The 24,994-nt window shown below is 44.2% G+C and carries 18 protein-coding genes and 1 pseudogene; 12 read left to right on the forward strand and 7 right to left on the reverse strand.

From position 1 onward, the window contains the following. Positions 1 to 36: 36 nt before the first annotated feature. The 5 genes and pseudogenes from nusA to rpsO all read left to right on the forward strand — a co-directional run bounded on the left by nusA (position 37) and on the right by rpsO (position 6,045). A complete protein-coding gene (gene nusA, locus ACYX4W_RS11795; protein ID WP_474807202.1) occupies positions 37 to 1,533 on the forward strand; it encodes a transcription termination factor NusA in 1,497 nt (498 codons plus the stop codon). Positions 1,534 to 1,557: 24 nt separating this feature from the next. Continuing rightward, a pseudogene (gene infB, locus ACYX4W_RS11800) lies at positions 1,558 to 4,165 on the forward strand (translation initiation factor IF-2). Positions 4,166 to 4,278: 113 nt separating this feature from the next. Beyond that, positions 4,279 to 4,680, forward strand: coding sequence for a 30S ribosome-binding factor RbfA (gene rbfA, locus ACYX4W_RS11805; protein WP_118495169.1), 402 nt, complete (start codon positions 4,279 to 4,281; stop codon positions 4,678 to 4,680). Continuing rightward, positions 4,681 to 5,652, forward strand: a complete 972-nt coding sequence (gene truB / locus ACYX4W_RS11810) for a tRNA pseudouridine(55) synthase TruB (RefSeq protein ID WP_476073320.1) — start codon at positions 4,681 to 4,683, stop codon at positions 5,650 to 5,652. 123 nt (positions 5,653 to 5,775) lie between these two features. Beyond that, on the forward strand, positions 5,776 to 6,045 hold the full coding sequence (rpsO, locus tag ACYX4W_RS11815; protein WP_012518257.1) for a 30S ribosomal protein S15: 270 nt from the start codon (positions 5,776 to 5,778) through the stop codon (positions 6,043 to 6,045). A gap of 94 nt (positions 6,046 to 6,139) precedes the next feature. On the opposite strand, the gene rluF is transcribed toward rpsO, so the two are convergent. The 3 genes from rluF to ACYX4W_RS11830 form a co-directional block, all read right to left on the reverse strand. Further along, the gene (rluF, locus tag ACYX4W_RS11820; RefSeq protein WP_474807197.1) at positions 6,140 to 6,898 is read right to left on the reverse strand and encodes a 23S rRNA pseudouridine(2604) synthase RluF; all 759 of its coding nucleotides are present in this window, start codon (positions 6,896 to 6,898) and stop codon (positions 6,140 to 6,142) included. 157 nt (positions 6,899 to 7,055) lie between these two features. Continuing rightward, complete coding sequence (locus ACYX4W_RS11825; RefSeq protein WP_474807195.1) at positions 7,056 to 7,862, reverse strand: hypothetical protein; 807 nt, start codon at positions 7,860 to 7,862, stop codon at positions 7,056 to 7,058. Between the two features lie 206 nt (positions 7,863 to 8,068). Then, entirely contained in the window at positions 8,069 to 9,625 is a 1,557-nt protein-coding gene (locus ACYX4W_RS11830) for a carbon-nitrogen hydrolase family protein (RefSeq protein ID WP_118495164.1), read from the reverse strand. A 407-nt stretch (positions 9,626 to 10,032) separates the two neighbouring features. On the opposite strand from ACYX4W_RS11830, the gene ACYX4W_RS11835 reads away from it, so the two are divergent. Beyond that, a complete protein-coding gene (locus ACYX4W_RS11835) occupies positions 10,033 to 10,704 on the forward strand; it encodes a 2OG-Fe(II) oxygenase (protein WP_476054269.1) in 672 nt (223 codons plus the stop codon). Between the two features lie 216 nt (positions 10,705 to 10,920). Next, positions 10,921 to 12,606 (forward strand): response regulator, encoded by a 1,686-nt coding sequence (locus ACYX4W_RS11840; RefSeq protein ID WP_474856120.1) that lies wholly within the window; start codon positions 10,921 to 10,923, stop codon positions 12,604 to 12,606. A 169-nt stretch (positions 12,607 to 12,775) separates the two neighbouring features. Here ACYX4W_RS11840 and ACYX4W_RS11845 read toward each other — a convergent pair whose 3' ends face one another. After that, complete coding sequence (locus ACYX4W_RS11845) at positions 12,776 to 15,358, reverse strand: ExeM/NucH family extracellular endonuclease (RefSeq protein WP_476073321.1); 2,583 nt, start codon at positions 15,356 to 15,358, stop codon at positions 12,776 to 12,778. 318 nt (positions 15,359 to 15,676) lie between these two features. After that, positions 15,677 to 17,005: a DUF2252 family protein gene (locus ACYX4W_RS11850; RefSeq protein ID WP_476073322.1), complete on the reverse strand. Its 1,329-nt coding sequence runs from the start codon at positions 17,003 to 17,005 to the stop codon at positions 15,677 to 15,679. 300 nt (positions 17,006 to 17,305) lie between these two features. Here ACYX4W_RS11850 and ahpC point away from each other — a divergent pair, with 300 nt between their 5' ends. The 4 genes from ahpC (at position 17,306) to ACYX4W_RS11870 (ending at position 21,986) form a co-directional block, all read left to right on the forward strand. Next, complete coding sequence (gene ahpC / locus ACYX4W_RS11855; RefSeq protein ID WP_461851522.1) at positions 17,306 to 17,863, forward strand: alkyl hydroperoxide reductase subunit C; 558 nt, start codon at positions 17,306 to 17,308, stop codon at positions 17,861 to 17,863. A 175-nt stretch (positions 17,864 to 18,038) separates the two neighbouring features. Then, positions 18,039 to 19,628: an alkyl hydroperoxide reductase subunit F gene (gene ahpF / locus ACYX4W_RS11860; RefSeq protein WP_476073323.1), complete on the forward strand. Its 1,590-nt coding sequence runs from the start codon at positions 18,039 to 18,041 to the stop codon at positions 19,626 to 19,628. A gap of 320 nt (positions 19,629 to 19,948) precedes the next feature. Then, a complete protein-coding gene (locus ACYX4W_RS11865; RefSeq protein ID WP_476073324.1) occupies positions 19,949 to 20,485 on the forward strand; it encodes a hypothetical protein in 537 nt (178 codons plus the stop codon). A gap of 10 nt (positions 20,486 to 20,495) precedes the next feature. Next, positions 20,496 to 21,986: a PepSY-associated TM helix domain-containing protein gene (locus ACYX4W_RS11870; RefSeq protein WP_474856130.1), complete on the forward strand. Its 1,491-nt coding sequence runs from the start codon at positions 20,496 to 20,498 to the stop codon at positions 21,984 to 21,986. Positions 21,987 to 22,046: 60 nt separating this feature from the next. Here the strand turns inward: ACYX4W_RS11870 and ACYX4W_RS11875 are convergent, their stop codons facing one another. Continuing rightward, positions 22,047 to 22,625: a demethoxyubiquinone hydroxylase family protein gene (locus ACYX4W_RS11875; protein ID WP_476073325.1), complete on the reverse strand. Its 579-nt coding sequence runs from the start codon at positions 22,623 to 22,625 to the stop codon at positions 22,047 to 22,049. Between the two features lie 226 nt (positions 22,626 to 22,851). Between ACYX4W_RS11875 and ACYX4W_RS11880 the strand changes: the two genes are divergently transcribed. Continuing rightward, positions 22,852 to 23,928: an SMP-30/gluconolactonase/LRE family protein gene (locus tag ACYX4W_RS11880; RefSeq protein WP_476073326.1), complete on the forward strand. Its 1,077-nt coding sequence runs from the start codon at positions 22,852 to 22,854 to the stop codon at positions 23,926 to 23,928. Between the two features lie 44 nt (positions 23,929 to 23,972). On the opposite strand, the gene ACYX4W_RS11885 is transcribed toward ACYX4W_RS11880, so the two are convergent. After that, positions 23,973 to 24,923 (reverse strand): LysR family transcriptional regulator, encoded by a 951-nt coding sequence (locus tag ACYX4W_RS11885; protein WP_474807175.1) that lies wholly within the window; start codon positions 24,921 to 24,923, stop codon positions 23,973 to 23,975. Positions 24,924 to 24,994: the final 71 nt, after the last annotated feature.

A 24,994-nucleotide genomic window follows, 5' to 3' on the forward strand; every position in this document is an offset into this window, starting at 1 on the left:
TCTGCTTTCATCGACGAAAGCATAAGAGAGGCGAAAATGAATAAAGAAATTTTGTTAGTGGCGGAAGCCGTTTCAAATGAAAAACAAGTGCCTAGAGAGAAAATTTTTGAAGCGCTAGAGTTTGCGATCGCTAGTGCAACAAAAAAGAAAAACGAAGGCGAAATTGAAGTTCGTGTAAGTATCGACAGAACGTCTGGTGACTTTGATACATTCCGTCGCTGGTTGGTTATCCCGGATGATCAAGAGCAAGAAAATCCATTTGCTGAAATTACGTTTTCTGCGGCGCAAATCGACGAGCCAGAAATACAACTTGGCGATTATGTGGAAGAACAGATTGAATCTATCAAATTCGACCGCATAACTACGCAAACCGCTAAGCAAGTTATCGTACAAAAAGTACGTGAAGCTGAGCGTCAGCAAATGATTGCTGAGTACGAAGACAAAGTGGGTGAGCTGGTTACGGGTACGGTTAAGAAAGTAAACCGTGACAATATCATAATTGATTTGGGTAATAACGCAGAAGGCGTTATCTACCGCGATGATATGCTTCCTCGTGAAACTTTCCGTCCAGGTGACCGTGTACGTGGTCTTCTTTACGTTATTCGTCCGGAAGCACGCGGTGCACAGCTATTTATTAGCCGTACTCACCCAGACATGCTAGTCGAACTATTCCGCTTGGAAGTGCCTGAAATTGCAGAAGAGACGCTAGAAATTAAATCTGCGGCTCGCGATCCAGGTTCACGTGCGAAGATTGCCGTTAAAACTAACGACAAGCGCTTAGACCCAGTGGGTGCGTGTGTGGGTATGCGTGGTTCACGCGTACAAGCTGTATCGGGCGAACTTGGCGGTGAACGTGTTGATATCGTGCTTTGGGACGAGAACCCAGCGCAATTCGTTATCAACGCAATGGCTCCCGCTGAGGTTGCGTCAATTGTTGTTGACGAAGACAGCAACAGCATGGACGTAGCGGTTGAAGCGGACAATCTAGCACAGGCAATTGGCCGTAGTGGTCAAAACGTTCGCCTAGCTAGCCAGCTAACAGGCTGGGAACTTAACGTGATGACGGTTGAAGACCTCAACAAGAAGCACGAAGAAGAAAACGCGAAGGTACTTGATCTATTTACTGCTGGTTTGGACATTGACGAAGAGTTTGCGTCTGTGTTGGTAGATGAAGGCTTTACAACGCTAGAAGAAGTGGCATACGTGCCAGCAAGTGAGCTTCTAGCGGTTGAAGGATTAGATGAAGAAATGGTTGAAGAGCTGCGCAACAGAGCGCGTGCTTTCTTAACCACGCGTGCACTAGCGAATGAAGAATCGCTTGAAGGTGCAGAGCCTACAGAAGCCTTATTAAATCTTGAAGGTATGAGTAAACACGTGGCCTATGTGTTGGCCAGCCGCGGTGTTACCGACCTGGAAGAATTAGCAGAACAAGGTACCGATGATATCAGTGATATCGATGAACTAGACGAAGAGAAAGCCGGTGCGTTAATCATGGCGGCTCGTAATATCGTATGGTTCAGTGAAGAAGAGTAAGGTCAACAGGGGGAAAATTACGTAATGGCAGATGTATCTATTGAAAAGCTCGCCAGCGACATTGGTACGACCGTTGACCGATTGGTTGGCCAGTTTAAAGACGCGGGTATCTCTAAGAGTGCCGGCGAACAGGTAAACGAAGACGAGAAACAGAAACTATTGGATCATTTAAGTAAGCAACACGGCAGCGCAGCTGAACCTACGCGTATGACACTTAAGCGTAAGACAACAAGCACATTAAGTGTTGGTAAGTCTAAAGAAGTGAAAGTGGAAGTACGCAAGAAGCGCACATACGTTAAGCGCAGCGACGTTGAAGAACAACAACGTCAAGCGGAAGAAGAAGCGAAGCGTCTTGAAGAAGAGGCACGTTTGAAGCGCGAAGCAGAAGAGAAAGCAGCAGCAGAAGCAAAGAAAGCCGCTGAAGAAAAAGCGCGTAAAGCAGAAGAAGCGAAAAAAGCCGCTGATGAAGAGCGTGCACGTCGTGCGGAGCAAGCTAAGAAAGAAGCTGAAGCCCGTAAAGCAGACGAGCCAGAGCTAACTGAAGCTGAAAAAGCGGAAGCAGAAGCAGCGCGTCAGGAAGAAGAGCGCCTGCGTAAAGCACAGGAAGAAGAAGCGCAGAAGAAGCTTGAAGAAGACGCGAAGAAGGCGGCTGACGAAGCGCGTAAACTTGCTGAAGAAAACGAGCGTCGCTGGAAAGAAGAAGAAGAGCGTCGTAAGAAAGCAGAAGCTGAAGAAGTTCACTTGCACTCTAACCGCTATGCTCAAGAAGCAGAAGACGAAGAAGACATGCAGGTTGAGCGTTCTTCACGTCGTCGTCGCAAGTCTAAGAAAAACGCTGGTGAGCATCTTAAGCAAGGCTTTAACAAGCCTGCAGCACCAGTAGAGCGCGTTGTTAAGCTTGGCGCAACCATCACAGTTGGTGAGCTGGCAAGTAAACTTGCTATTAAGTCTAACGAAGTTATCAAAACGATGATGAAGATGGGCGAGATGGCTACTATCAACCAAGTACTAGACCAAGACACTGCGGTACTTGTTATCGAAGAGATGGGTCACAAGTACGAGCTTGTAAATGACAATGCGCTTGAAGATGAGTTGCTAGCAGATAGCACAGATGGCGAGAAATCAACACGCGCTCCTGTTGTTACCATCATGGGTCACGTTGACCACGGTAAAACATCATTGCTTGACTACATCCGCCGTGCGAAAGTAGCAGACGGTGAAGCGGGTGGTATTACCCAGCATATTGGTGCTTACAAAGTACAAACAGATAACGGTGAAATCACCTTCCTAGATACGCCTGGACACGCCGCGTTTACTGCAATGCGTGCTCGTGGTGCTACGGCGACGGATATCGTTATTCTTGTTGTTGCTGCAGATGACGGCGTAATGCCGCAAACGAAAGAAGCGGTACAGCACGCCCGAGACTGCTGGCGTACCTCTTATCGTTGCAGTGAACAAAATGGATAAAGAAACAGCTGATCCAGACCGCGTTAAAACTGAGCTATCTCAACTTGAAGTTATCTCAGAAGAGTGGGGCGGTGAACACCAGTTCTGTAACGTTTCTGCGAAAACGGGTATGGGTGTTGATGAGCTTCTTGATGCTATCGTGCTTCAGGCAGAACTACTTGACCTTAAAGCGGTAGCTGAAGGCTCTGGTCGCGGTATTGTTATCGAATCTCGTCTTGATAAAGGTCGTGGTCCGGTAGCGTCAGTACTCGTTCAGGAAGGTCAACTACTTGCTGGTGACATTCTACTTTGTGGTGAAGAGTACGGCCGTGTTCGTGCAATGCGCGACGAAAACGGTAAAGAAATTAAGGTTGCAGGACCTTCAACGCCGGTAGAGGTACTTGGTCTTTCAGGTGTTCCTGTAGCGGGTGAAGATGCCGCAGTTGTTAAAGACGAACGTAAAGCCCGTGAAGTAGCAGCGAAGCGCCATCAGAAGAAACGCGAACTCAAACTTGCTCGTCAGCAAAAAGCGAAACTTGAAAACATGTTTGCGAACATGGAATCAGGTGATGTTAGCGAACTTAACATCGTACTTAAGGCTGACGTACAGGGCTCTGTAGAAGCGATTTCTGAGTCACTGGTTAAGCTTTCAACTTCTGAAGTTAAAGTTAATATTGTAGGTAGTGGTGTAGGTGGAATCACCGAAACTGACGCGACCCTTGCGGCTGCATCAGGCGCTATCGTACTAGGCTTTAACGTTCGTGCCGATGCAACAGCACGTCGCGTACTAGAAGCCGAAGAAATTGACCTACGTTACTACAGCGTTATCTACCACCTAATTGACGAAGTGAAAGCGGCCATGAGCGGTATGCTTGCACCAGAGTTCAAGCAGGAAATCATTGGTCTTGCCGAAGTACGTGACGTATTTAAGTCACCGAAACTTGGCGCAATTGCAGGCTGTATGGTTACAGAAGGTAATGTTAAGCGCAGCAACCCAATCCGTGTACTTCGCGACAACGTAGTAATTTACGAAGGTGAGCTAGAATCACTACGTCGCTTCAAAGACGACGTACAAGAAGTACGTAACGGTATGGAATGTGGTATCGGCGTTAAGAACTATAACGATGTGAAAGTAGGTGACCAAATTGAGGTCTTCGAAATCGTTGAGGTTAAACGCGAAATTTAATTGCCTTAGTTAATTCGGCATGTGAAAAACGGGGGCCGAGTGCTCCCGTTTTTGTCTGTATAAAGTAAACAGCCTTAAGCATGCCCTACGTTGAATAAGGAAAGGAGAGTACAATGGCTCGTGAATTTTCACGTACCGACAGAGTCGCTCAGCAAGTTCATAAAGAAGTAGCGAGCATTCTGCAAAACGAATACAAACACCGCGTAGGCGATATGCCTTTAATCACGGTTTCTGATGTAGATGTATCGCGCGACCTAGCTCACGCTAAAATCTTCGTGACTATCTACAACAGCACTGAAGAAGAAGGCAAAGCGCAAATTAAGCAGCTAGCCGAATACAAAAAGTTCATTCGCAGTATTCTTGCAAAACGTATTCGCATGCGCTCAGTACCTGATCTTCACTTCTTTGAAGATAAGTCGATTGTTGAAGGCATGCGTATTTCTAATCTTGTGTCACAGACTATCGCTAAAGATGAGTCGAAGCGCGATGAAGACGATTCACAAGAGCAGGAGTAGATGGCAAGACGTCGTAAGGGCCGTGATATTAACGGCATAGTATTGCTTGATAAACCACTTGGTGGGTCATCAAATCAGCTATTACAGAAAGTACGTTGGCTGTATAAGGCGGCCAAAGCGGGCCACACCGGTGCACTAGACCCACTAGCTAGCGGTATGCTGCCGCTGTGTTTGGGTGAAGCGACCAAGTTCTCCCAGTTTCTTCTAGACGCGGAAAAGACCTACGAAGTAACTGCTCAACTAGGTGTTCGCACCACCACGTCTGACGCCGACGGTGAAGTGGTAGAAGAGAAGCCCGTTGAAGTCACGGAAGAGCAAGTACGCAATGCTTGCTTAGCGTTTTTAGGTAAAAGTAAGCAGATCCCTTCTATGTTTTCTGCGCTTAAGCATCAAGGTAAGCCGCTTTATCATTATGCGCGTCAAGGCATAGAGATTGAACGTGAACCCCGTGATATTGAAGTGTATGAACTGGACATACTGCGTATCGAACTGCCTTATGTGGATATGCGAATCAAGTGTAGCAAAGGTACTTATATTCGCTCTATCGTAGACGACCTAGGACAGAACCTTGGTTGTGGCGCTTATGTGACCCGCTTACATCGCACCGAAGTTGCTGACTATCCTACCGATAAAATGGTGTCACTGGATAAGTTAATTGAAATTCAGGAGTCGCTAGAAGACGGTGACTTCAAAGCCCTTGATGACTTGCTTATTCCTATGGATACAGCTGTAAGTCGTCTACCGTTTGTCACAATTAACGACGCCGAAAGAAATCGTTTTGACAATGGCCAATCGGTTAAAGGCATGTGCAGTGAAGCAATTTGTGAAGGGACATCCTACCGGGTCTACCACGGCGTTGATACTAATGGTATTTTCCTTGGCGTTGGGGAAGGGGTGCTTGACCCAAAAGACCAAGGCATTCCTAAACAAGAAGTATTTGTTAACCCTAAGCGCCGGGTTGTTTATCCATAGACGTGGCGTCTGTAAATAAAGATGGTTTATGGCTTGCTAAGTGTGTAAACGTCATTATAATACGGCGCTCATTCCGCTTTGCTGAATTAGTGATCGGCGAAGCATAAATTTTAGGAGAATGATATGTCACTAACTAAAGCAGAAACCGCGAAAATCATTGCTGAGTACGGCGTAAAAGAAGGCGACACTGGTTCACCAGAAGTTCAAGTAGCTTTGCTTACTCACAACATCAACAAGCTTCAAGGTCACTTTGCTGATCATAAGAAAGATCACCACTCTCGTCGTGGTCTTCTACGTATGGTTAGCCAACGTCGTAAGCTTCTAGACTACCTTAAAGGCAAGAACGCTGAGCGTTACCTTGACCTTATCAAGCGTCTAGGTCTACGTCGATAAGACTAGGTTTCAAGAAAAGCGCCCAATGGGCGCTTTTTTTTCGTCTGTTTTTGGCCTTGGTAATTCATTGCGCAAGAAGTGTGATGAAGTAGGTCTATTGACGCGAATCGACTTTCTCTGCAGTTTTAGTGGAAGAGCGAACTGCATTTTGCATTATTTTCAGCTCACGCTCAGTTAAGTTTCGCCACTGACCTGGCCTTAAATTGCTAAGTTCCAAATGCATAATACGCGTTCGCTTAAGCTTGGTGACCTCGTAGCCTAAAAACTCGCACATTCTGCGTATTTGGCGATTGAGTCCCTGGGTGAGAATGATAGTAAACTTGTTCTTGCCGGTAGGTTTAACGACACAGGGCTTTGTCACCGTACCTAAGATGGGCACGCCGCGCGCCATACGTTTCACAAACCGTTCACTAATTGGCTGGTTAACCGTTACTTCGTATTCTTTGTCGTGGGCATTTTCTGCGCGCAATATTTTATTTACGATATCGCCATCGCTGGTGAGTATGATGAGTCCTTCAGAAGGCTTATCAAGCCTACCTACGGGAAATATACGTGCTTTATGACCGATAGCGTCAATAATATTGCCTTTAACATGGCGCTCGGTAGTACAGGTTATGCCTATAGGTTTGTTGTATACAATATAGACCCTATCTGATTTGTCCTTCGCTACCGCACCTACCACTTTCCCATCAACTTTGACAATATCGCCGGCACCAATTTTAGTGCCAAGCTCTGGTGGTTTGTTATTTACCGTAACGCGCTTTTGCTCAATGAGTTTATCGGCTTCTCGGCGTGAACATAGGCCAGTGTCACTAATATATTTGTTTAACCGTTTAGGCGCTTGGTCACTCATTGCGCAGTATGTCCTGTCTTAGTTTTGGGAAGGCGGTAATGGTATCACGACAAAAAAGAAAGGGGCGATTAACCCCTTTCTTTTTTCTGTATTTATCTGGTATTGCTATGTCGTACTGTTTGTCTTGAAAACAACACGCCAAACAATGGTGGGTAATTTAACTGCCAGCAGGTGAGGGAGGTGAGCCCGCACCACCACTCGCACTACCACTTGATACTACTTTTGTGGCGATGTCGCGGATCTCGTTTTCTAAACTGGTAATGCGTCCAGATAACGTTGTGTTACGCTGCTCCAATACTGATAGTTTATCGGTAAGATTACGCACACGTTGCTGGGCACTTTGTTTATCGCTTGTGGCTTGTTCTAGTTGAACGTTCACAGCAAGTAGTTCATCGGCTAGTGATGCCAATTGATTTTTAACAGAGCCGATTGCTGCAGCTTGGCTTTTTACGTCGTCAGAAACGGCGCTGACATTTTTATTCAGTGCAGTTTGAACATTACCAACACGATCACCAAGGTCAGCGATTTCTTTTTGATTACGACGCCATGCCGAAGCCCAAAGTTTGTCCATTTGCTCCCAAAGTTCATTGGTTTTATTAGACAACTCAGTAACTTTAACTTGTAAAGCAACCGTAGATTCGCCAATTTCCTCGCCTGTCGCAGAAAGCTTATTTTCTAACTGCATAATGCGCTTTTCGGCTTGCTCAGCCACAGCCTTTTGTTGCTCAAGCATAGTGTACAAGTAGTAACAACCGCCACATGCCGCTAAGGCGATCAAGGCAACTAAAACAACCCAGACTCCGTTACCGCTACCACTATTTGAAGGTTGGCGGTTGGCTGAAGGGGAAGGTGAGGGCGTGGTCGCCTTTGTTGGGGCCGCTTGCCTTTTAGTCTGATAATCTCGACGGTCTTCTTCATCCAATCTAATGGTTGGAAACTCATCGTTTTTCGAATTATTTGCCATAGTAAATTAATAATCTCTTTATGTAGCGCTCTCTTTATGACGTCATAACCTTTTATCTATAAGAGAGCCCATTATTCTTTGCGCGCAGTTTCATGTTATCGCTAAATCGAAGGAAATTCTATGGCTTATGTAGAATGCTAACTTTCCATAAGCCAAAGAAGCTGGAATTTGTCTTACCCCAGCATTTTTCATTGATAGAAACAGGGTTAGTTTTTATCGCCAATCCATTCAACCCGATAAAGATCACGGCGTCGGTCTAGGTAATTTCGCACCGAACCTTCATTTTGCAGTTTGGTGAGTTTGTCGAGGTCTAAATCAACGATAAGCGTCATCTCTGTATTTGGTGTTGTTTCTGACACAATGGCATCGTGGGGGAACGCGAAATCACTGGGTGAAAATACCGCAGTCTGACCATACTGAATATCCACGTTATCTACCTTAGGCAAATTACCGACGCTACCCGCAATAGCTACATAACATTCATTCTCGATGGCCCTTGCCTGTGCACAGCGGCGAACCCGTAAATAACCATTTTTTGTGTCTGTCCAAAATGGCACAAATAAAATCTGCATCTCTTGGTCAGAAAGAATGCGCGCCAGTTCTGGAAATTCCACGTCGTAACAAATTAAAACGCCGATTTTCCCGAAATCGGTATCAAAAGTCTTAAGACTATTTCCACCCTTCATAATCCAGTCTTCTTTTTCATGAGGGGTTGGATGAAGTTTGTATTGGCTTTCAATCGTTCCGTCTCGCTTACATATGTAGCTGACGTTATACAGCTGTTCCTCTTCTACCACCGGCATAGATCCGGCAATAATCGTAATATTGTACGATACGGCTAAATGAGAGACGGCAGTTAAAATTTCATCGGTATAGGTGGCTAAGTGCCAAATGGCGTCAATCGATGAATCGGACGGACTTAGGCCCATAAGCGGCGCGTTGAAAAACTCAGGGAATAAGGCCACATCGCACGAATAGTCAGAAAGTGCGTCAACGAAGTATTCAACCTGCTGAAGCAGCTCTTCTACATTGTTGAAATAGCGCATCTGCCACTGAATACATCCTATGCGCGCACTCGATTTTCTGCTTGCGATTAACGAAGGCGTGCCCGGCTCGTAATAAATGTTATGCCATTGAAGTAATGTGGCATATCCCTTTGATGCTTCATCTTCTGGGAGGTATGCAGTCATTACTTGCTTTACTTCAAAGCCGTTTGACAGCTGAAACGTTAAAATCGGGTCGTAAATATCCTTGAGCTTTACTTGCTCGATGTACTCATAAGGCGACAATTCATTCGCATAGTTTCTATAATTGGGTATGCGCCCCCCAGCCATGATTGATTTTAAATTTAAGTTTCTGCACAACTCTTTTCGCGCTTCGTATAACCGTCTACCTAAACGAAGACCGCGGTATTCTGGGCAAACAATAACTTCTACGCCGTAAAGCACATCACCGTTTGGATCGTGAGTTGTGAGATAGGCATCACCGGTTATTTCATCGTAACTATGCTTATCACCAAACTGGTCGTAATCGACAATGACTGAAATGGCGAAGGCAACCACTTTACCTTTATCTTCAATACATATCTGTCCTTCAGGAAACGTGGTAACTTGTGCTTTGTAGTTAGAGTAAGGCCAAGCGCCGCCAACGTTTGCGTATACCTTGTCCATCAACCCTTTTACATCGTTATAGTCGTCCAGTCTTAAGTTTCTTAAGTCTAGATGGTGTTCCGTTTCTTCTATTTGTGTCTGGTCTTGACTCATGGGTTACTCTTTTTGCTAATGCTTTTGATAAATACTTCTGACAAATATTTTTGATACGTACAGTGTGTATATTTCTACTTAAACGCCTTGTAATGGTTTTTTCAACTGTTAAATGTAGTCCTCGTGTTCTTTCGGTAAAGGCGAAGATAACAATTGAAGGGTGAGCTCTCTTTAGCGGAGCTTACTCGTACACTGATATAAAAGATTAGCAAGAAACGTGCGAATTCTTTAGCCACCCAAACGATAAATAATTTTTCTTTTATCGACAAAAAAATAGCGCGAAGAATGTGCGATCTTTCAATTGCCACAAGGCTCAACGCCGCGTATAAGTTCGCTACTTTTTTTTACGTCCACACCTTCCTAATAATTTAACGATTAGTTAATTGCCCATAGGTAAAAAGAGTTTGATGAATAGAGAACAACTTGCGTCGTATCAGCCTCTACACGTTTTTGATGAAGCCATATTTGAAAACATCGTTGACGACTTAGTCACTACAGGCTTTTCTATTCAAAAGAATGGTTTACCTGATTTTATTACACAAGCACTTTTGACTTGCCAGCGTAAAATCTCCGAAGCTGAATATAGAAAAGCGGGCATTGGTCGCGCAGAGAATTATCACAAGGCTGAAAAAGTGAGAGGGGACGAAATTTGCTGGATTACCGGTTCTTCTGAGGAAGGCGCCCTGTGGCTGTCATGGTGTGAAGCTATGCAGCAATATATAAACCGTTCGCTTTTTATGGGGCTTTTTTCGTTTGAAAGTCATTTTGCTTGTTATGAACCGGGTAAATTTTACAAGCGCCATGTAGATGCGTTTAAAGGTCAGGGCAATAGGGTGCTATCACTTGTTGCTTATCTAAACGAAAGCTGGCAGGAGACTGATGGCGGTGAATTAGTACTGTATTCGGATGACAATGACCAAATAGGAACAAAAGTCCTACCAGCAAAAGGAACATTCGTTGTGTTTCTTAGTGAAGCATTCCCTCATGAAGTTTTGCCAGCAGTAAGAACGCGCCATTCTGTTGCGGGATGGTACAGAGTAAACGGTAGTGTTAATGACAGCATCGACCCACCGCGCTAGTATCCAAAAACTCATACTTATGTATAATATGAATTTGCTATATATCTGTTGTGATAAAGTCATACCTGAAATACGAGTAGACCGTAAAGCTTAGAGATAAGTAAACAGGCTTTGTATTTGATGGTTACTTCACAACGATAGCATAGTGTTGTCCACAATAGGCCGTCTTGACGCTATTGTGTTGCTTAGGGAAAAGATGTAAGAAGTGATTGGCTAATGCTGGAAAAAATACCTGCCCCCACCCCAAGAGAAGAGCTACATGTGCTGGTTATCGATAACCAGGGGCTAGTTCACGATGTTGTTGCTTCAGCATTACACGAAATAGGGATCAAAAACGTTAGTAGTGCATTCAACGCGTTCCATGCCAAGAGATTATGTGAGGCAAGGCAGTATGACTTTGTATTACTAGCGTTTAACGTAAGTCACGATAAAGATGGCTTTCATCTTTTTGAAGAACTTAAGCACCTCAACCACATTAACGATACCACAACGGTCATTTTTCTTAGTGCCGAGACATCGCCTGAGCTTGTTAACTGTATTGTAGAACTGCAGCCGGATGATTTTTGGGTTAAACCATTACAGCGCAATAAGATTGAAGCGCGCTTAGAATACCTAATACAAGTTCGCTTGAAACTGCATAAAATGCTGCATTGCATGCATGCCGGCGACTATTCAACGGCGATGTATTATGCTGAGCGACAGCTAAAAGATCCCTCGCTTTCCGAGTACCACACCAGAATAAAACGCCTTATTGGTGACTGTCTACTGCAGTTACGGGACTATGAAACTGCAGAAGACTACTTTAGAACGCTACTTCAGAGTATGGACCACGCTTGGGTTCACATTGGTCTCACCCGTTCGTTATTGCGCCAAGATGAACTAGAAGAAGCACAGTTGCTGGTTGATGATCTGCTTCAGCGGCCCGATACGCGCTTCTTAACCTTTGATCTGCTCGCACAATATTTTATTGAAAAAGAGCAGTTTGATATTGCTTACGAGCAAATGAAAGAGGCAAGCCGGCTTGCGCCCCGTAATATCGAGCGAAACAAGCGCTTGTGGGACCTAGCCAGGCTCAACCATGATAAAGCTGGCCAGCTTTCTGCCGTGCAGAATATGGCAAAGTTTGCTAAAAATTCTATTCATGATTCGCCTCAGCTCACACTTAATGTTATTCGCTCTACCATTGATTTGGCTACAAGCTTAGGAAACGCTGAAGGTGACAAGTACCTCAAACGCGCCGAAAGTGAGCTCGATGAGCTTAGGCAGCAGAAAGGCATGCAGAATCAGCTTGCTGAGCAAATGGATGTGGTTAAGTCCCGAGTACTTTGTCTTAGAGACGAGAAACGCGAGGCTGAAAAGTTGATGAAGGATCGCTCTGTGTCTACCGATGGACTGTCAATGGAAGATAGTTTAGATAAGATGAAAGCTTTCCATGAGCTGGGCATGCGTGAACACTGTGTCAGCATTTTAGATAAACTGAGAAAGCAGATAGAAGGTGATACTTTTACCTCACAAGTGGTTAATGAGTATCTGAATCAAGAGTCTATTGAGCGTACCGAGATTCAGTTTACTACTAAAGAGCTTAAGCAGATGGCGGCTGTAAATTACAAAGAAAATCGCCTTATTCCCGCTTATAACAATTTAAGACAGGCGTTGACCTTGTCACCCAAAGACAAACAGATCGCGTTAAGCTTGCTTAAAGTCATTACTCAAATGCATTTAGATAGTGGTCTTAGTGAAGAACAAATGAACTCTGCGCAGCGTGCCGCCAAATTACTCTGTTCTGAAGAGTTATCGGCGACCCAAGCGGAAAAACGGGATCAGTATATCGCTCGAATTGGCATTGAAGTGGATGATACCAATGCGGCCGATTTAGTCGGCGTGGTTGTCGCTAAAGCGTAGTTTGGAATGTTGTCCGTTTTAAAGCTTGCGAAGCTACTATAAAGGGCTAGATAAAAGTTTAAACGCCGCTAATCATGTACACACAACGGCAAAATGAAAACATAAAAAAAGCTGCCTTGAATTTCAAGGCAGCTTTTTTATTTTAAGAAGGGTTTAATCCTTTCTTCTGTTATTTTTTAGCAACAGTAGCACGACGGCGAAAGCCAATTGCTGCGGCTAACAGAGCAAGAATTCCTCCCATTGAGCCACCTGAGCTGTCGTTATCGTCTTCTTCATCGTCAACTACATCCGCTTGTAGATCGAAAGTTGCAACAAACGGGTCATGGTCTGAACTTCTGAATGGACCCACATCAGTGAACGCGTAGCCGTCTTCATCAGCATAATAACGAAGCGCTTGGTCGTACTGTAGCTGGTAGGCTTCAACTGAGTTGATATTCCAGTGAGCACCATCAATAGCGTCTTCAAGCATGGCTTCACTTGCTAGTACGTGGTCTAAACTACCTACTTGCTCTGTACCATAGAACCAATACGAGAAGCCTTCTGCATCAAATTCTTCAGCTAAATTGTGATAGCCGAAGCTAGATTCAACTTCAACAGAAGCGCCCTCGTCCATACCTGTATTTACCGCAGTAGTTATGGTGTAGCCGCGAGCTTCAGGTGTATAGTCGGTAAGTACAGCCACAGGATCTTCAGCACTGTACGCGTTCAAGTCGCCTAAGATTATCTTACGCTCTGGCAGATTTTCATCGCTTAAAGCATTACCTAATGTGACGGCTGCCGATACGCGAAACGCGTTACAGCTACCCTGAATTGTAGTAATTTCAGACGGCTCTTCGGCAATGTCTTCAGCGCACTGCGAACCCTTAGACTTAAAGTGGTTCACTGATACTAGGAACGACTTTTCACTTTCAGTGTGTACAAAAGATTGAAGAAGGCTAGGGCGCATTTGTGCAAGACTATCTTCGTCAATTTGTTGTACTGGCATATCAACAATAATAGCGTCGCCTTCTGGTGTTACTACAGAAGCCTTGTATAAAAGGCCTACAGTGATAGCATCTGTACCAACTTCGCTACCATCGCTAGTGGCAATAAATGAGTACTGTTCAGTTTCACCTAGCTCTGCATTAATAGCATTAACTAGTGCCTGAATAGCGCTATCTTCACCGAAACCATCGTTTTCAATTTCCATTAGGCCAACAACGTCAGCATTAAGGTTAACAATAGCTTCTACGATACGACCTTGTTGCAATTCAAACGCTACTGCGTCATCTGCACCACGGTTTTCGTCATAATCGAAGGTTACATCGCCGTTAGCGTCCACTTCACCGTTGAAGTAGTTAAGCACGTTGAAAGTTGCAATTGATAAGTTGCCTTCTGTTACAACAGGGTTCGCTTCACGGGTTGAAGTGACTTCAATAATGTCGCTAGGGTTAATTCTGTAAGTACCAAAGCTGTAGTTTAGTGGACCTGCAGCAGAAACCGAATCACCAATGCGAATAGCATTAGCGTAGCTGAAAGTAGGGAAGAAACTCAAAGCATCTGGGTACTGAGAACTGCTGTTATCTTCAATTGTAAGCAGGCTTGTTTCGCTTGCTTCAACAGCGGCTGTGTAAGCATCTGACAATGGCGCTGCCACATCGCTTGGTTGGCGTTTAATTGTGTCACTAACAACGATTTCGCCATAGCGCCAAAGGTTGTTCGTGCTTGTTACTGTCGCGTCAGTCACGCTAACAACCATACCTTCAACCGATTCAAGGTCAAGTTCGTACGGCATAGCAATCTCTACCGCCGCAACAGCATCAGTTGCACCACAATCAAGTGCAGCAACATCGCTATCCATGGCAAGGGTCGTCATGCCGTAGTTTTCTTCGACTTCACCGTAAAGGCGTACTAGGTTGCCAGTTTCAACTTCAACACTGCCGTCTACGAACAAACCTTCAGATGTGTTTTCATCACCGTCGTGATCCGCTGCTTCTTCTTGTATAAAGAAACCATCAGCACGGGTGCCAGTAACGATAGCTTCGACAATATGGCTATTGCCAACTTCAGCAGAGCTACTTTCGCTGCCTTGAATTGCACTTATTAGTGTTGCATCACCGCCGCACATTCCTAGCTCAATGGCAGGCTCTTCTGGTTCTTCAATAACTTCACCACCGCCTTCAGTGGTGAAGGTGCCGGTAGGGAAGGGGCTGGCTGCATCTGCATTTGTGGTTGAACCGTCAAGCGCGTCAACACCACTGTAAGTCCAGTTAGACGCTTCAAAACTGCCGCCATTAGCCGTTTGGCCTGACGTACGGTATGCCCAACCATCTAAGTATTCCCATGCGGTGCCGCTGCCGTCGGTGTTGATATCACCAAACGTATCAATAACGCTGCCATCTTTGAAAAGCTCTATAGCATCGTCACCATTAATTCCTAATTCAGATGTATCGTAGTCTGGTGCTGAACCGAAAAACGCGGTAAACCCATCAATTTCTGATGCTACGTAGATGTAAGAGCCAGCGCTTGCAGACGTGCCAGCTGGGAAGGTGAACTCTTCTCCATCTGTTCCACCACCGTTGTTCGCTGCACCAATACCATAGGTAGATAAGTCTGCAATATCGTTAACAACGAAAAGTTCTACAGCTTTTGGAACACCGCCACTTAATGGCCCGTCAATAACGCCACTAATAACTAAATCGTTGGCTTGAATAGCGGTAGAAGAAAGTGCAGAGATTATTCCTGCAGATAGTAAAGTTAATGATGTTCTCACGTCATTTTCCCTTTGTAGTTTCATTATTTTTTAAATCACAGGTACTAGTATTTTTGTTGTAAAGTCTGCTTGAGCAGCGCACCCTGTGACGAGCAATTTTCGTATTGCTTGTTCTACCGTAGGGAAGTTTCTGATTAATAGAAATAACTTAATCTTATTCAAGCTGTTTTTAAAATAGCTTAAATAAATCAACAGCATAGGAAGTATAAGTAAACTTACTTATACTGTTAAATCACTTTTGTAGCCTTACCTAACCTTTAAATAACGCTATAGCCATTTTGTGAGCGCGTATTACGTTTTATTACATCAAGCTTCGTTTTAGTTTGATTCGAGATGACGGGAAAATAAAGCGTGATCATCAACGACTTGATCTGCATAAAGATTTGCTATTTTCACAAGCAAGTCTCTTGATTGAGAAAAGGCATTTGAGGCTGATTGGGCAAACCGCGTGCTTCTTCTATCTCCACGGCAATGCGCCAGTGCCAAGCTATAACCGCATAGTTGTGCAAAATATTCAAAGCCCCCGTTAAGGGCCTTATTGCCCATTGTAATATCTTGAGGATCAATACCCACTTTAGCGTGATGTCTTGAGCGAATTAAATAATGAGCGTCCCTAAATTTTACCTCATCAAGAACAAGGTCCGGCTTTCTTTGCATTCGTCGTTGGCAACGTGCGGTAAGGTGGGCAGCGTTCAGACGATTGACAGGGTTAATGGTAGGGAAATAATGAATAGGTGCAGCAACGCGCTGCTGTTTAACTTCTACAATATGACAATGCGCAAAGCTCGTTTCGTTATGCGGTTTAGACGGCCCGACTAAAAAGTAATAGCGCGCCATATTCACGGAACCAGTTCCTGCGTTCAATCGTTTAACGATATCAACGATAGAATCGTCCATGTAAGGAGCAAACGCGTCGTGTAATGTTTTATACTCGTCTTCGCTCAGAGGGGCGAACTTTTCACTGTTGGGTTTAAAGCCCAGCGTAGTGCCATTAAAACTCACCGCTTTAGCAAGCGCACTTTTAACCGTAAAGTCTTCACCGCCAGCACTACGGGCTTTTGCTTTTTTGTAAAGCTTTGTTAGCTTACTCGGCACATTAGCGGGACTGAAGTCTATCGCCTCGTTTAGCACTTTGGCATTCTTTATTGCTCGGTCGCAGGTGTGCGCATATTCCTTTAGAAATGCATTTTGTGCACTAATAACTTGCTGATGAGTAACTACGGGTTTAGTAATATCGATATCTTCCCCAGAATACTTACCTTCCACTATACCGCTACAATGTAGCTGAGCAAGGCGCAATGAGGTAAGGTAGCGAAGTACGTCCCACTGCGCTTTTCCAACGCAAGCATCATCGAAGTCGTTGGGTGAAAAAATGACTGTGTCTCCGTGAGAACCTTCTTCGGTAAGAAAACCAAAGTTGGAAGTATGACAGTCGCCCATCACGCTGGTAAGTGGTATAGAGTCGCATTCTTTGGGAAAATTAATCAGGCCCGCTTTGATATCTGCGTAGAATAACTGAGCGCTGCCTCGATAAAATACAAAGGGGCTGGTAGCCATTTTTATATGTTTTGGCAAGCTTCGCGATGGTTTGTGATTATCAATACGCTCAATTTCTTCTGAAATAAGGTGAATTCGAGTATTAGTCATATGTTCCTCACGCTACTTATATTAAGGCTAAAAACAGGGATGTATCGCGTACCTATCGGCTAATTGATTCTATTTTCATCGTTCAATTCAATAACCTGATTAAGCGATTCATTTTTACCAATTAGTTTTTTTAAGTGATGCGCGCTATTCTTATCACCAGTTTCAAGAGACACGGATTTCGCAATAAGTGAATATCTTCACAAAACTGCAAAACCATGTCGACACAATAAACGTAAAGTTTGTATCCGCATGCATTTAGCGTTCGGAAAATTTAAACCAAATGGAGAATTAAACATGGCATTGATTAATACTGCTATCAAACCTTTTAAAGCGACTGCATTTAAAGACGGCGAATTCGTAGACGTAAGCAGCGAAGACATCAAAGGTAAATGGGCAGTTTTCGTATTTTACCCAGCTGACTTCACATTTGTTTGCCCAACTGAGCTTGGCGACATCGCTGATAAGTACGAAGAACTTCAGTCTCGTGGCGTAGAAGTATTCTCAGTATCTACTGACACACACTTCACTCACAAAGCATGGCACGATTCTTCAGACACGATCAACAAGATCAAGTTTGCAATGATCGGCGACCCTACTGGCGAAATCACGCGTAACTTCGATTGTATGCGCGAAACTATGGGTCTTGCTGACCGTGCAACATTCGTTGTTGACCCAGAAGGTATCGTACAAGCAATGGAAATCACCTCTGAAGGTATTGGCCGTGACGCAGACGACCTAGTACGTAAAGTTAAAGCTGCTCAATATGTAGCAAACAACCCAGGTGAAGTTTGCCCAGCAAAATGGAAAGAAGGTGAAGAAACACTTGCACCTTCTCTTGACCTTGTAGGCAAAATCTAAGCAGCACCGCTTAGTGCCTAGCACAACAGGATAAACTGTTAGTAGAAGTGTTAGGCAGATAGTTTATAGGGAGTGGGACTCCACTCCCTGATATTAATTTCCAATTTCCGCTTATGTTGTTGACCTATTAAATGGTTGGCGGGGATCGGCGTGTCGAAAATAAGGCAGAATAACCGTGTTAACTAAAGAAATTTTACAAGCATTGAAATCATATGCTGAGTCAATGCAAAAAAACGTAACCTTTGTCGTACAGACCGGTGAACATAGCAAGCGCGAAGAGCTTGTTAAGTTTCTGTCCGACATTGCTTCAGTAAGCGAAAAACTAAACGTAGAAGAGCGTGAAACTAATGGTGAACTACGCAGCGCTATCAGCTTTTTACTAGAGGCTGACGGTGAAGATACTGGAATTCGTTTCTCAGGAATCCCGGGTGGCCATGAGTTTAATTCTCTTGTACTTGCTATGCTGCACGCAGCAGGCACTGAACTTAAGCTAGATGATAGTGTTCAAACATTGGTTAAAGCGGTTAAAGAACCGCTTAACTTTGAAGTATTTATCAGCTTAAGCTGTCACAACTGCCCAGAAGTCGTTCAGGCACTTAATCAATTCGCTTTGATTAACCCTAACATTAAGACCGAAATGATTGACGGTGGGTTGTATCAAAACTTAATTCAAGAGCGCGACATTCAAGGTGTACCTAGCGTTTACCTTAATGGCGAGCTATTCGCGAACGGTAAAGTTGATGGTTCAGTACTTATCAACAAACTTATCGAGCGCGACCCTAGCCTTAAAGAGGCAAATAAAGGCGACGCACTGCCGCTTCAAGACGTTACTGTTATTGGCGGCGGCCCAGCGGGTGTTGCGTCAGCAATTTACAGTGCACGTAAAGGCCTTAAAGTAGCCATTGTTGCTGAAACTTTCGGTGGTCAGGTAAAAGACACTATGGGCATAGAAAATTTGATCTCTGTACCCAAAACAACAGGACCTGAACTTGTAGGTAACCTAATGGAGCACGTTCGCGATTACGACATCACGCTTAAAGAGCACGTACGTGTCGATAGCATTGAAAAAGGTAATATTAAAACTATTACGCTTTCTTCAGGCGAGCAAATTCGCACCCGTACGGTTATTGTAGCAACCGGCGCACGCTGGAGAGAACTCGGTGTTCCAGGTGAACGTGAGAACGTAGGTAATGGTGTAGCATATTGCCCGCACTGTGATGGTCCCTTCTTTAAAGGTAAAGATGTTGCAGTTATTGGTGGTGGTAACTCGGGTATTGAAGCAGCATTAGATTTGGCTGGTATCGTAAAATCAGTAACGGTATTTGAATTTATGCCAGAGCTTAAAGCGGACCAGGTACTTATCGACCAAGCTGAAAAGCGCGATAACATTACCATTATTAAAAATGCGGCTACACGCCAAATCACGGCCGAGAATGGCAAAGTGAACGCGATTGAATACCAAGACCGTTCAACCAATGAAGTCCATACACGCGAACTTTCCGGTGTATTTGTTCAGATTGGCCTTGTACCGAACAGTCAGTTCATGAAGAACACGGTAGAGATGACGCAGTATGGTGAAATTATTATTGATACTAAATGTCATACTTCTGAGCCTGGTATCTTTGCTGCCGGTGACGTAACAACAGTACCTTATAAGCAAATCGTTATTTCGATGGGCGAGGGGGCTAAAGCGTCACTAGCCGCCTTTGAATACCTGCTTAGCCATGAAGTGGTTGAAACTGAAGACGAGAGCGAAGCAGCATAATACATTTAGTATGTAGCATCTAACTCAAATATGTAAAAAAGCCGAACTAACTTAGTTAGTTCGGCTTTTTTGTGTGCGCCAACTTTAATTTATATCTGGGGGCTATTTTTAAACTGAAGTTGCTTCTATTGCGCTAGTTCATTCCAATTTTCACTATTAAATTAATAAGAAACTGCATTTAAATTAAGGGTAATAATAATGATACTAGTTATCATTTGGGTAAATTTTTGTTAAATTATACAAAAAGTGGTGACTATCCCTGTTCTATTCAAAAAAAGGGAGAGAAGCGCATCGCTTGTTTATTCATTTAAGGAATGATCATGTTTACAGTTGCAGCAGGTGGTTTAACACTCGCGGCCTTAGGGGTTGTTTATAGAAGTTGGCGTGAGCAAGCTTCAACTTATCTTTATTTAGGTTTAGCCGTATGGCTAGTTTCGGCGGTATGCTGGTCGTTCGCCCAGGGGTGGGAGTTTGGCGTACTATATGCGTTATGTATTCCTGCAATTCTTGTCTGGCCGTTTATCGCATTAAATCAAACGTTTTTGCCACAGCCTAAAAACGTACCTCAGCCGCGAAGCTTTGACTTTGCAAGAGGTACAGTATTGGCGAATGTTACAAACTATTTAGTGGTACTGGTTGTTCTATTGGTGGTCAGCGTTCTAATAACGCTCGGTGTATGCGCGTTGCTTCCATTTTCTATCGCAGGGCAGTTAGCTACTGGTACGGTTCTACTGCCAATTTTGTGGGGGCTTTTCGTTTATCACTACCTTGCCACCGCCCACAAATTTAAAGTAATTGGTGCTTACACGGCTTTGTCTGCGGCTTGTGTACCAATTCTTATCTTCTTCCCCATGTAGGTGAATATCGATGGATAAAATAACAAAACAAAATGCATTAAACGCACATACTTGGGTTGGTGTTTTTTTAAGTGTACTGCTTTTTTTAGTATGCCTTTCAGGAACGGTTGCCGTATTCCACCTAGAGTTCGAAAGGTGGGAGCAGCCTCATATTGAAGAGATGGAGAATGTTTCTCCGCAGGCGATTGAAAAAGCTATGGATAGCTTCCTAGCTAAACATACCGAAGAGTCTCACCATCTCTTTGTTGTATTTCCTACATCCGATATTCCACGGTTGGTGGTTGAAAACGATCATGTAGCGTATTTTGCGGATAGTGAAGGTAATTTACTTGAAGAAGAAAGCGTGTCTTTCACGCAAATGCTGGTGGACTTGCATTTGTATTTAAACTTGCCGCATAGCTGGGGGATGATTTTAGTCAGTGCCCTTGGTGCCATTATATGTACCTTAGTTATTACGGGGATTATTGCTCATAAACGGATTGGCAAAGATGCATTCAAGCTGAGAAGAGGCGGTAATGGCCAGCAAGCCCAGATTGACTTGCACAACCGCTTTGGTCTGTGGGCTGCACCCTTTCATTTAGTGATTGGCATAACAGGAACTTACTTTGGTTTGGCCGGTATTATTTTAGTGTTAGTTGCCACCGTGAACTATGGCGGCGATAGAGATGCGGTAATAAACCAAATTTTCACGCCAGACCCGGTCATCGCCCCACAAGAAGGTAAACCTGCTATTGGAAAAGCCTTCGCGCAAATGGAAACGCTCGCGCCTGAAAAGTCGCCAATTTTTTTAACGGTACACGAGGTCGGGGAGCCAGAGCAGTTTATTGAGATATATGCGAAAGCGCCTAACAGGATGATTTACGCTGAAGGCTACCGTTTCGATACAGCGGGCAATTTCATTGGTGACGCTGGTTACGAAGATGGAGAATGGGGTAAGCAAATATTCTGGGCCATGTATCGTTTACATTTCGGCGACTTTGCCGGCATGACCAGCAAATGGTTGTTTTTTATTCTTGGCGTAATGCTAACTATGCTTTGCGTTTCTGGAATGGAAATTTGGCTGTCTAAAAAAGCACACCCACCTTTGGCAAGTCGGCTTTGGTATAGCATAGTCTGGGGAAGTGTCAGTGCGTTAGCCTTAACCGCGGTGGTTGATATGTTCTTTGCAGGTTCACTCATTGCAGTATTTTGGGGGTTGGTGGTGCTTAATACTGCAATGACGGTAGCAATAAAACCCTTAACTAAGCCAATCTGGTTACTAATTTCGGGGCTAAGCGTACTAGTTTTACTTATTGCTTACGTGGCTGTTCACGGCAGTGCTGCATTCACTATTTCTTCGCTACAACTAAATATTCCTATGGCGGGCTATGTCATTTGGAGCTTATATCGTTCACGCACGTTAATAAAACGCGTTAGCGCTAATCGAGCAGAAGCAAAGAATGATGGGAATGATAGTGATGCGCGGGTGAGCCAAGTTAACAGTGAAGAGGCGCGTGTTTAGAAGTTTTAAATGCGCCATGTGAGGTCTCAGTATTACATATGTAATACGTCGGTAACTCGCTTAAATGATCTTCGCAATGGAAACCGCCGTTGATGAGCCTGCTTTTACCAAGCGCCCCCACATTTTCATGGGTAGCGATGCTTTTGCGGCCATTAAGGATTCTGCCTCGTCTCTGTGGTGCTGCTCGTCCATCTGGCATCGCTTAAACCTGTCGATGACGTTCGAAGGCGGGTTAGGTTGCATCACGAGTTGGCTACACTGTTTTTCATAATGGGTATCGACAAATTGTTCGACACAGTAAATGGTATAAAAAAACCAATTTTTGCCCAACAAGCGAGGAATAAAGCCTGTCATAAATCCAGCCCCAATCCAAAGAGGGAGAATAAAGCTCCCTCTGAAACGTGGCATTTCAGTTTCGAAAATCTCAAGGTGTTGCTTTTCAGTTTTTAAGTGCTGGTAAATAAAGCCCGTAGTTTCCCTTGCTGGACGCACTATCTTAAACAAACTTAGAATAAATTCAGCACATAGTGCGCCTCTATATATCCATACCGCGCCAGTTTCTCCAGCGTGACTTGCTCTTAGTTCTCTGTCTATCTGCTTAGCGTACGAAGCTTCGAGTGTTCTTGAATAAAATGACATGATGTACCTCTACTGCATTTTATTATGAAACGCGCGAACGTTATTTATAGATGCTACTTTACGAATTTGTAATGCTTAAAAAGCGATGTCGAGTAAAAGGTTCGGAATAGGGCATGAGTAATAGTTGACTATTCAAAAACGAAAGGGGAGTGTTGAAACTTTGCTTGGTATGGTGAAAAAACTGAACGCCTGTAAATGGGAAGCGTTTTAAAAAGGCAAAATTCTAATGAAAGTAATGTGGTTCATAGCTATATCCATTGTCCTTTACCTACTATTGTGGCCTTTACCAATAGCGCCAGTTGCTTGGCAAGCACCTGTCGATAAGGGATTTGAAGGCAAATTTGCAAAAAACACACGACTATCTCAGTTAACGCTCGTTAACATGGGCAATGACTATGGGCCAGAAGATTTTGCCTTGAACCAAAATGGCACGTTAGCAACATCGAGTCATTCTGGCACTATTCTTTTGAAGAAGAGAGGCGAGGATACTTTTTCCCCTTGGGTAAATACGGGCGGTCGCCCCTTAGGGATTGAATATGACAATAAAGGCAACCTTGTTGTCGCTGACGCCCACCTTGGGTTACTTACAATAAATTCAGCGGGCAAGGTCTCTGTGCTGGTTGATAAGGTAAACAATACACCTGTCGTTTATGCAGATGATGTAGATATAGCTCAAAACGGCAACATCTATTTTACCGACGCGACCACTAAATTTCCGGCACAAGACTTTGGAGGTACCCTTAATGCTAGCTTGCTTGAGATATTCGAACACCGAGGTAATGGCAGGTTAATCGAGTACAACCCCGACACTGGCAATAGTGTAATACTCATGGATAAGTTGGTATTCGCGAACGGTGTGGCAGTCAGTCATGATGAGCAATCGCTATTGGTTAACGAAACCGGAAAATACCGTGTGCTGCGTTATTGGCTTATGGGACCAAATAAAGGTCAAGTCGACGTGCTTATTGATAACTTGCCAGGCTTTCCAGATAACATCAGCCGTGCAGATAATGGCAACTACTACATTGGCCTTGCGTCGCCGCGCTCAGCCCCTGTCGATATGCTGTCTGATAAACCATTTATTCGAAAAGTGATACAGCGCCTTCCCGGTTTTATGCGTCCTCAAGGGCAGTCTTATGGGCACCTTATAGAATTAAGCGAAAAAGGCGAGATAGCACAAAGTTGGCAAGACCCTACCGGCGCTTTCCCCTTTGTGACAGGCGCGATAAAAACTGATGAGGGGCTTTTTATTAGCAGTCTCACGGCTAAGAGCGTTGGGTTTTTGCCGGTGCAGCATCAGTAAATATAAAGTATGCAAGCGAGTTAGATAGAGGGAAGCGCATTGCTTTAAGTACGTGCGCGATACATATTTTCAAAGCCTTTTATATTACTTTCCCAAATAGGGACTTTTTCGCCAATATATTCACGCACTGCGTTGAAAAAAAGCAGTGTCCTTTTTGGCAGGTCACGGTGGGGATAAACGGCGTACATGCCGCTGTATTCGGCCAAGTGTGTATCCGTGACTAATGGGATCAACTCTCCTTTTGCAATTTCATCACCCAGAATAAAGCACGGACCTGCAAAGTAAGCGTCACCGGTTAGTGTTTTCATTATTAATACTTCACCATCGTTGGCGCTAAACACACTTTTCATTGGCTGAGTGCACGGATGACCTTGCTTGTTAAAATAGTGAATTTCCTTAATACGCGCGTTCGCGCTAACAAAGGTAGCTGCTGGCAGGTGCTTAAGGTCTCCAATTGTTGAGGGCATGCCGTAGGTTTTTATAAATGCGGGTGCCGCGGCAATGATCATCCTATTTGGGGCTATACGTCTGGCAATGAATGAGCCGTCTTTAGGCTCTCCCACACGAAAAGCAAGGTCGATGCCTTCAGAGACTACGTCTGCCACTTTTGAGTCTAAACGCAATTCTATGTCGACTTGGGGGTAGTCTTTTTGAAATTGATTGATAACCGGTTGCAAATAACGCCGGCCTATTAGCGGAGCTGCCGCTATCTTCAGTAGACCCGTAGGTTCACTGTGAAAGTTTTCTGCCACGGTAAAGGTATCTTGCATTAGCATTCTAAGCTCAGACGCCTTTTTTATCATTTCGCCACCGGCAGCGGTAAGAGAAATCGAACGTGTGGTTCTATTAAGTAAACGAACACCTAAATCATCTTCTAGCTTGCTAATTTGTTTTGACACTACAGAGCGATCAATCTTCCTTGATTCTGCGGCTCCCATTAGTGAGCCATGTTCAACAACGTCTAAAAATAAAAGTAATCGGCTTGCTGTGTCCATTATCGTTCTCAGTTTAATTTGTCTTTTACGGCTATCTCATCAAAGGCTTACGCCAAACTTTAATTCTTTGT

It is taken from the genome of Alteromonas sp. ABH4_454 (genome assembly GCF_056311775.1).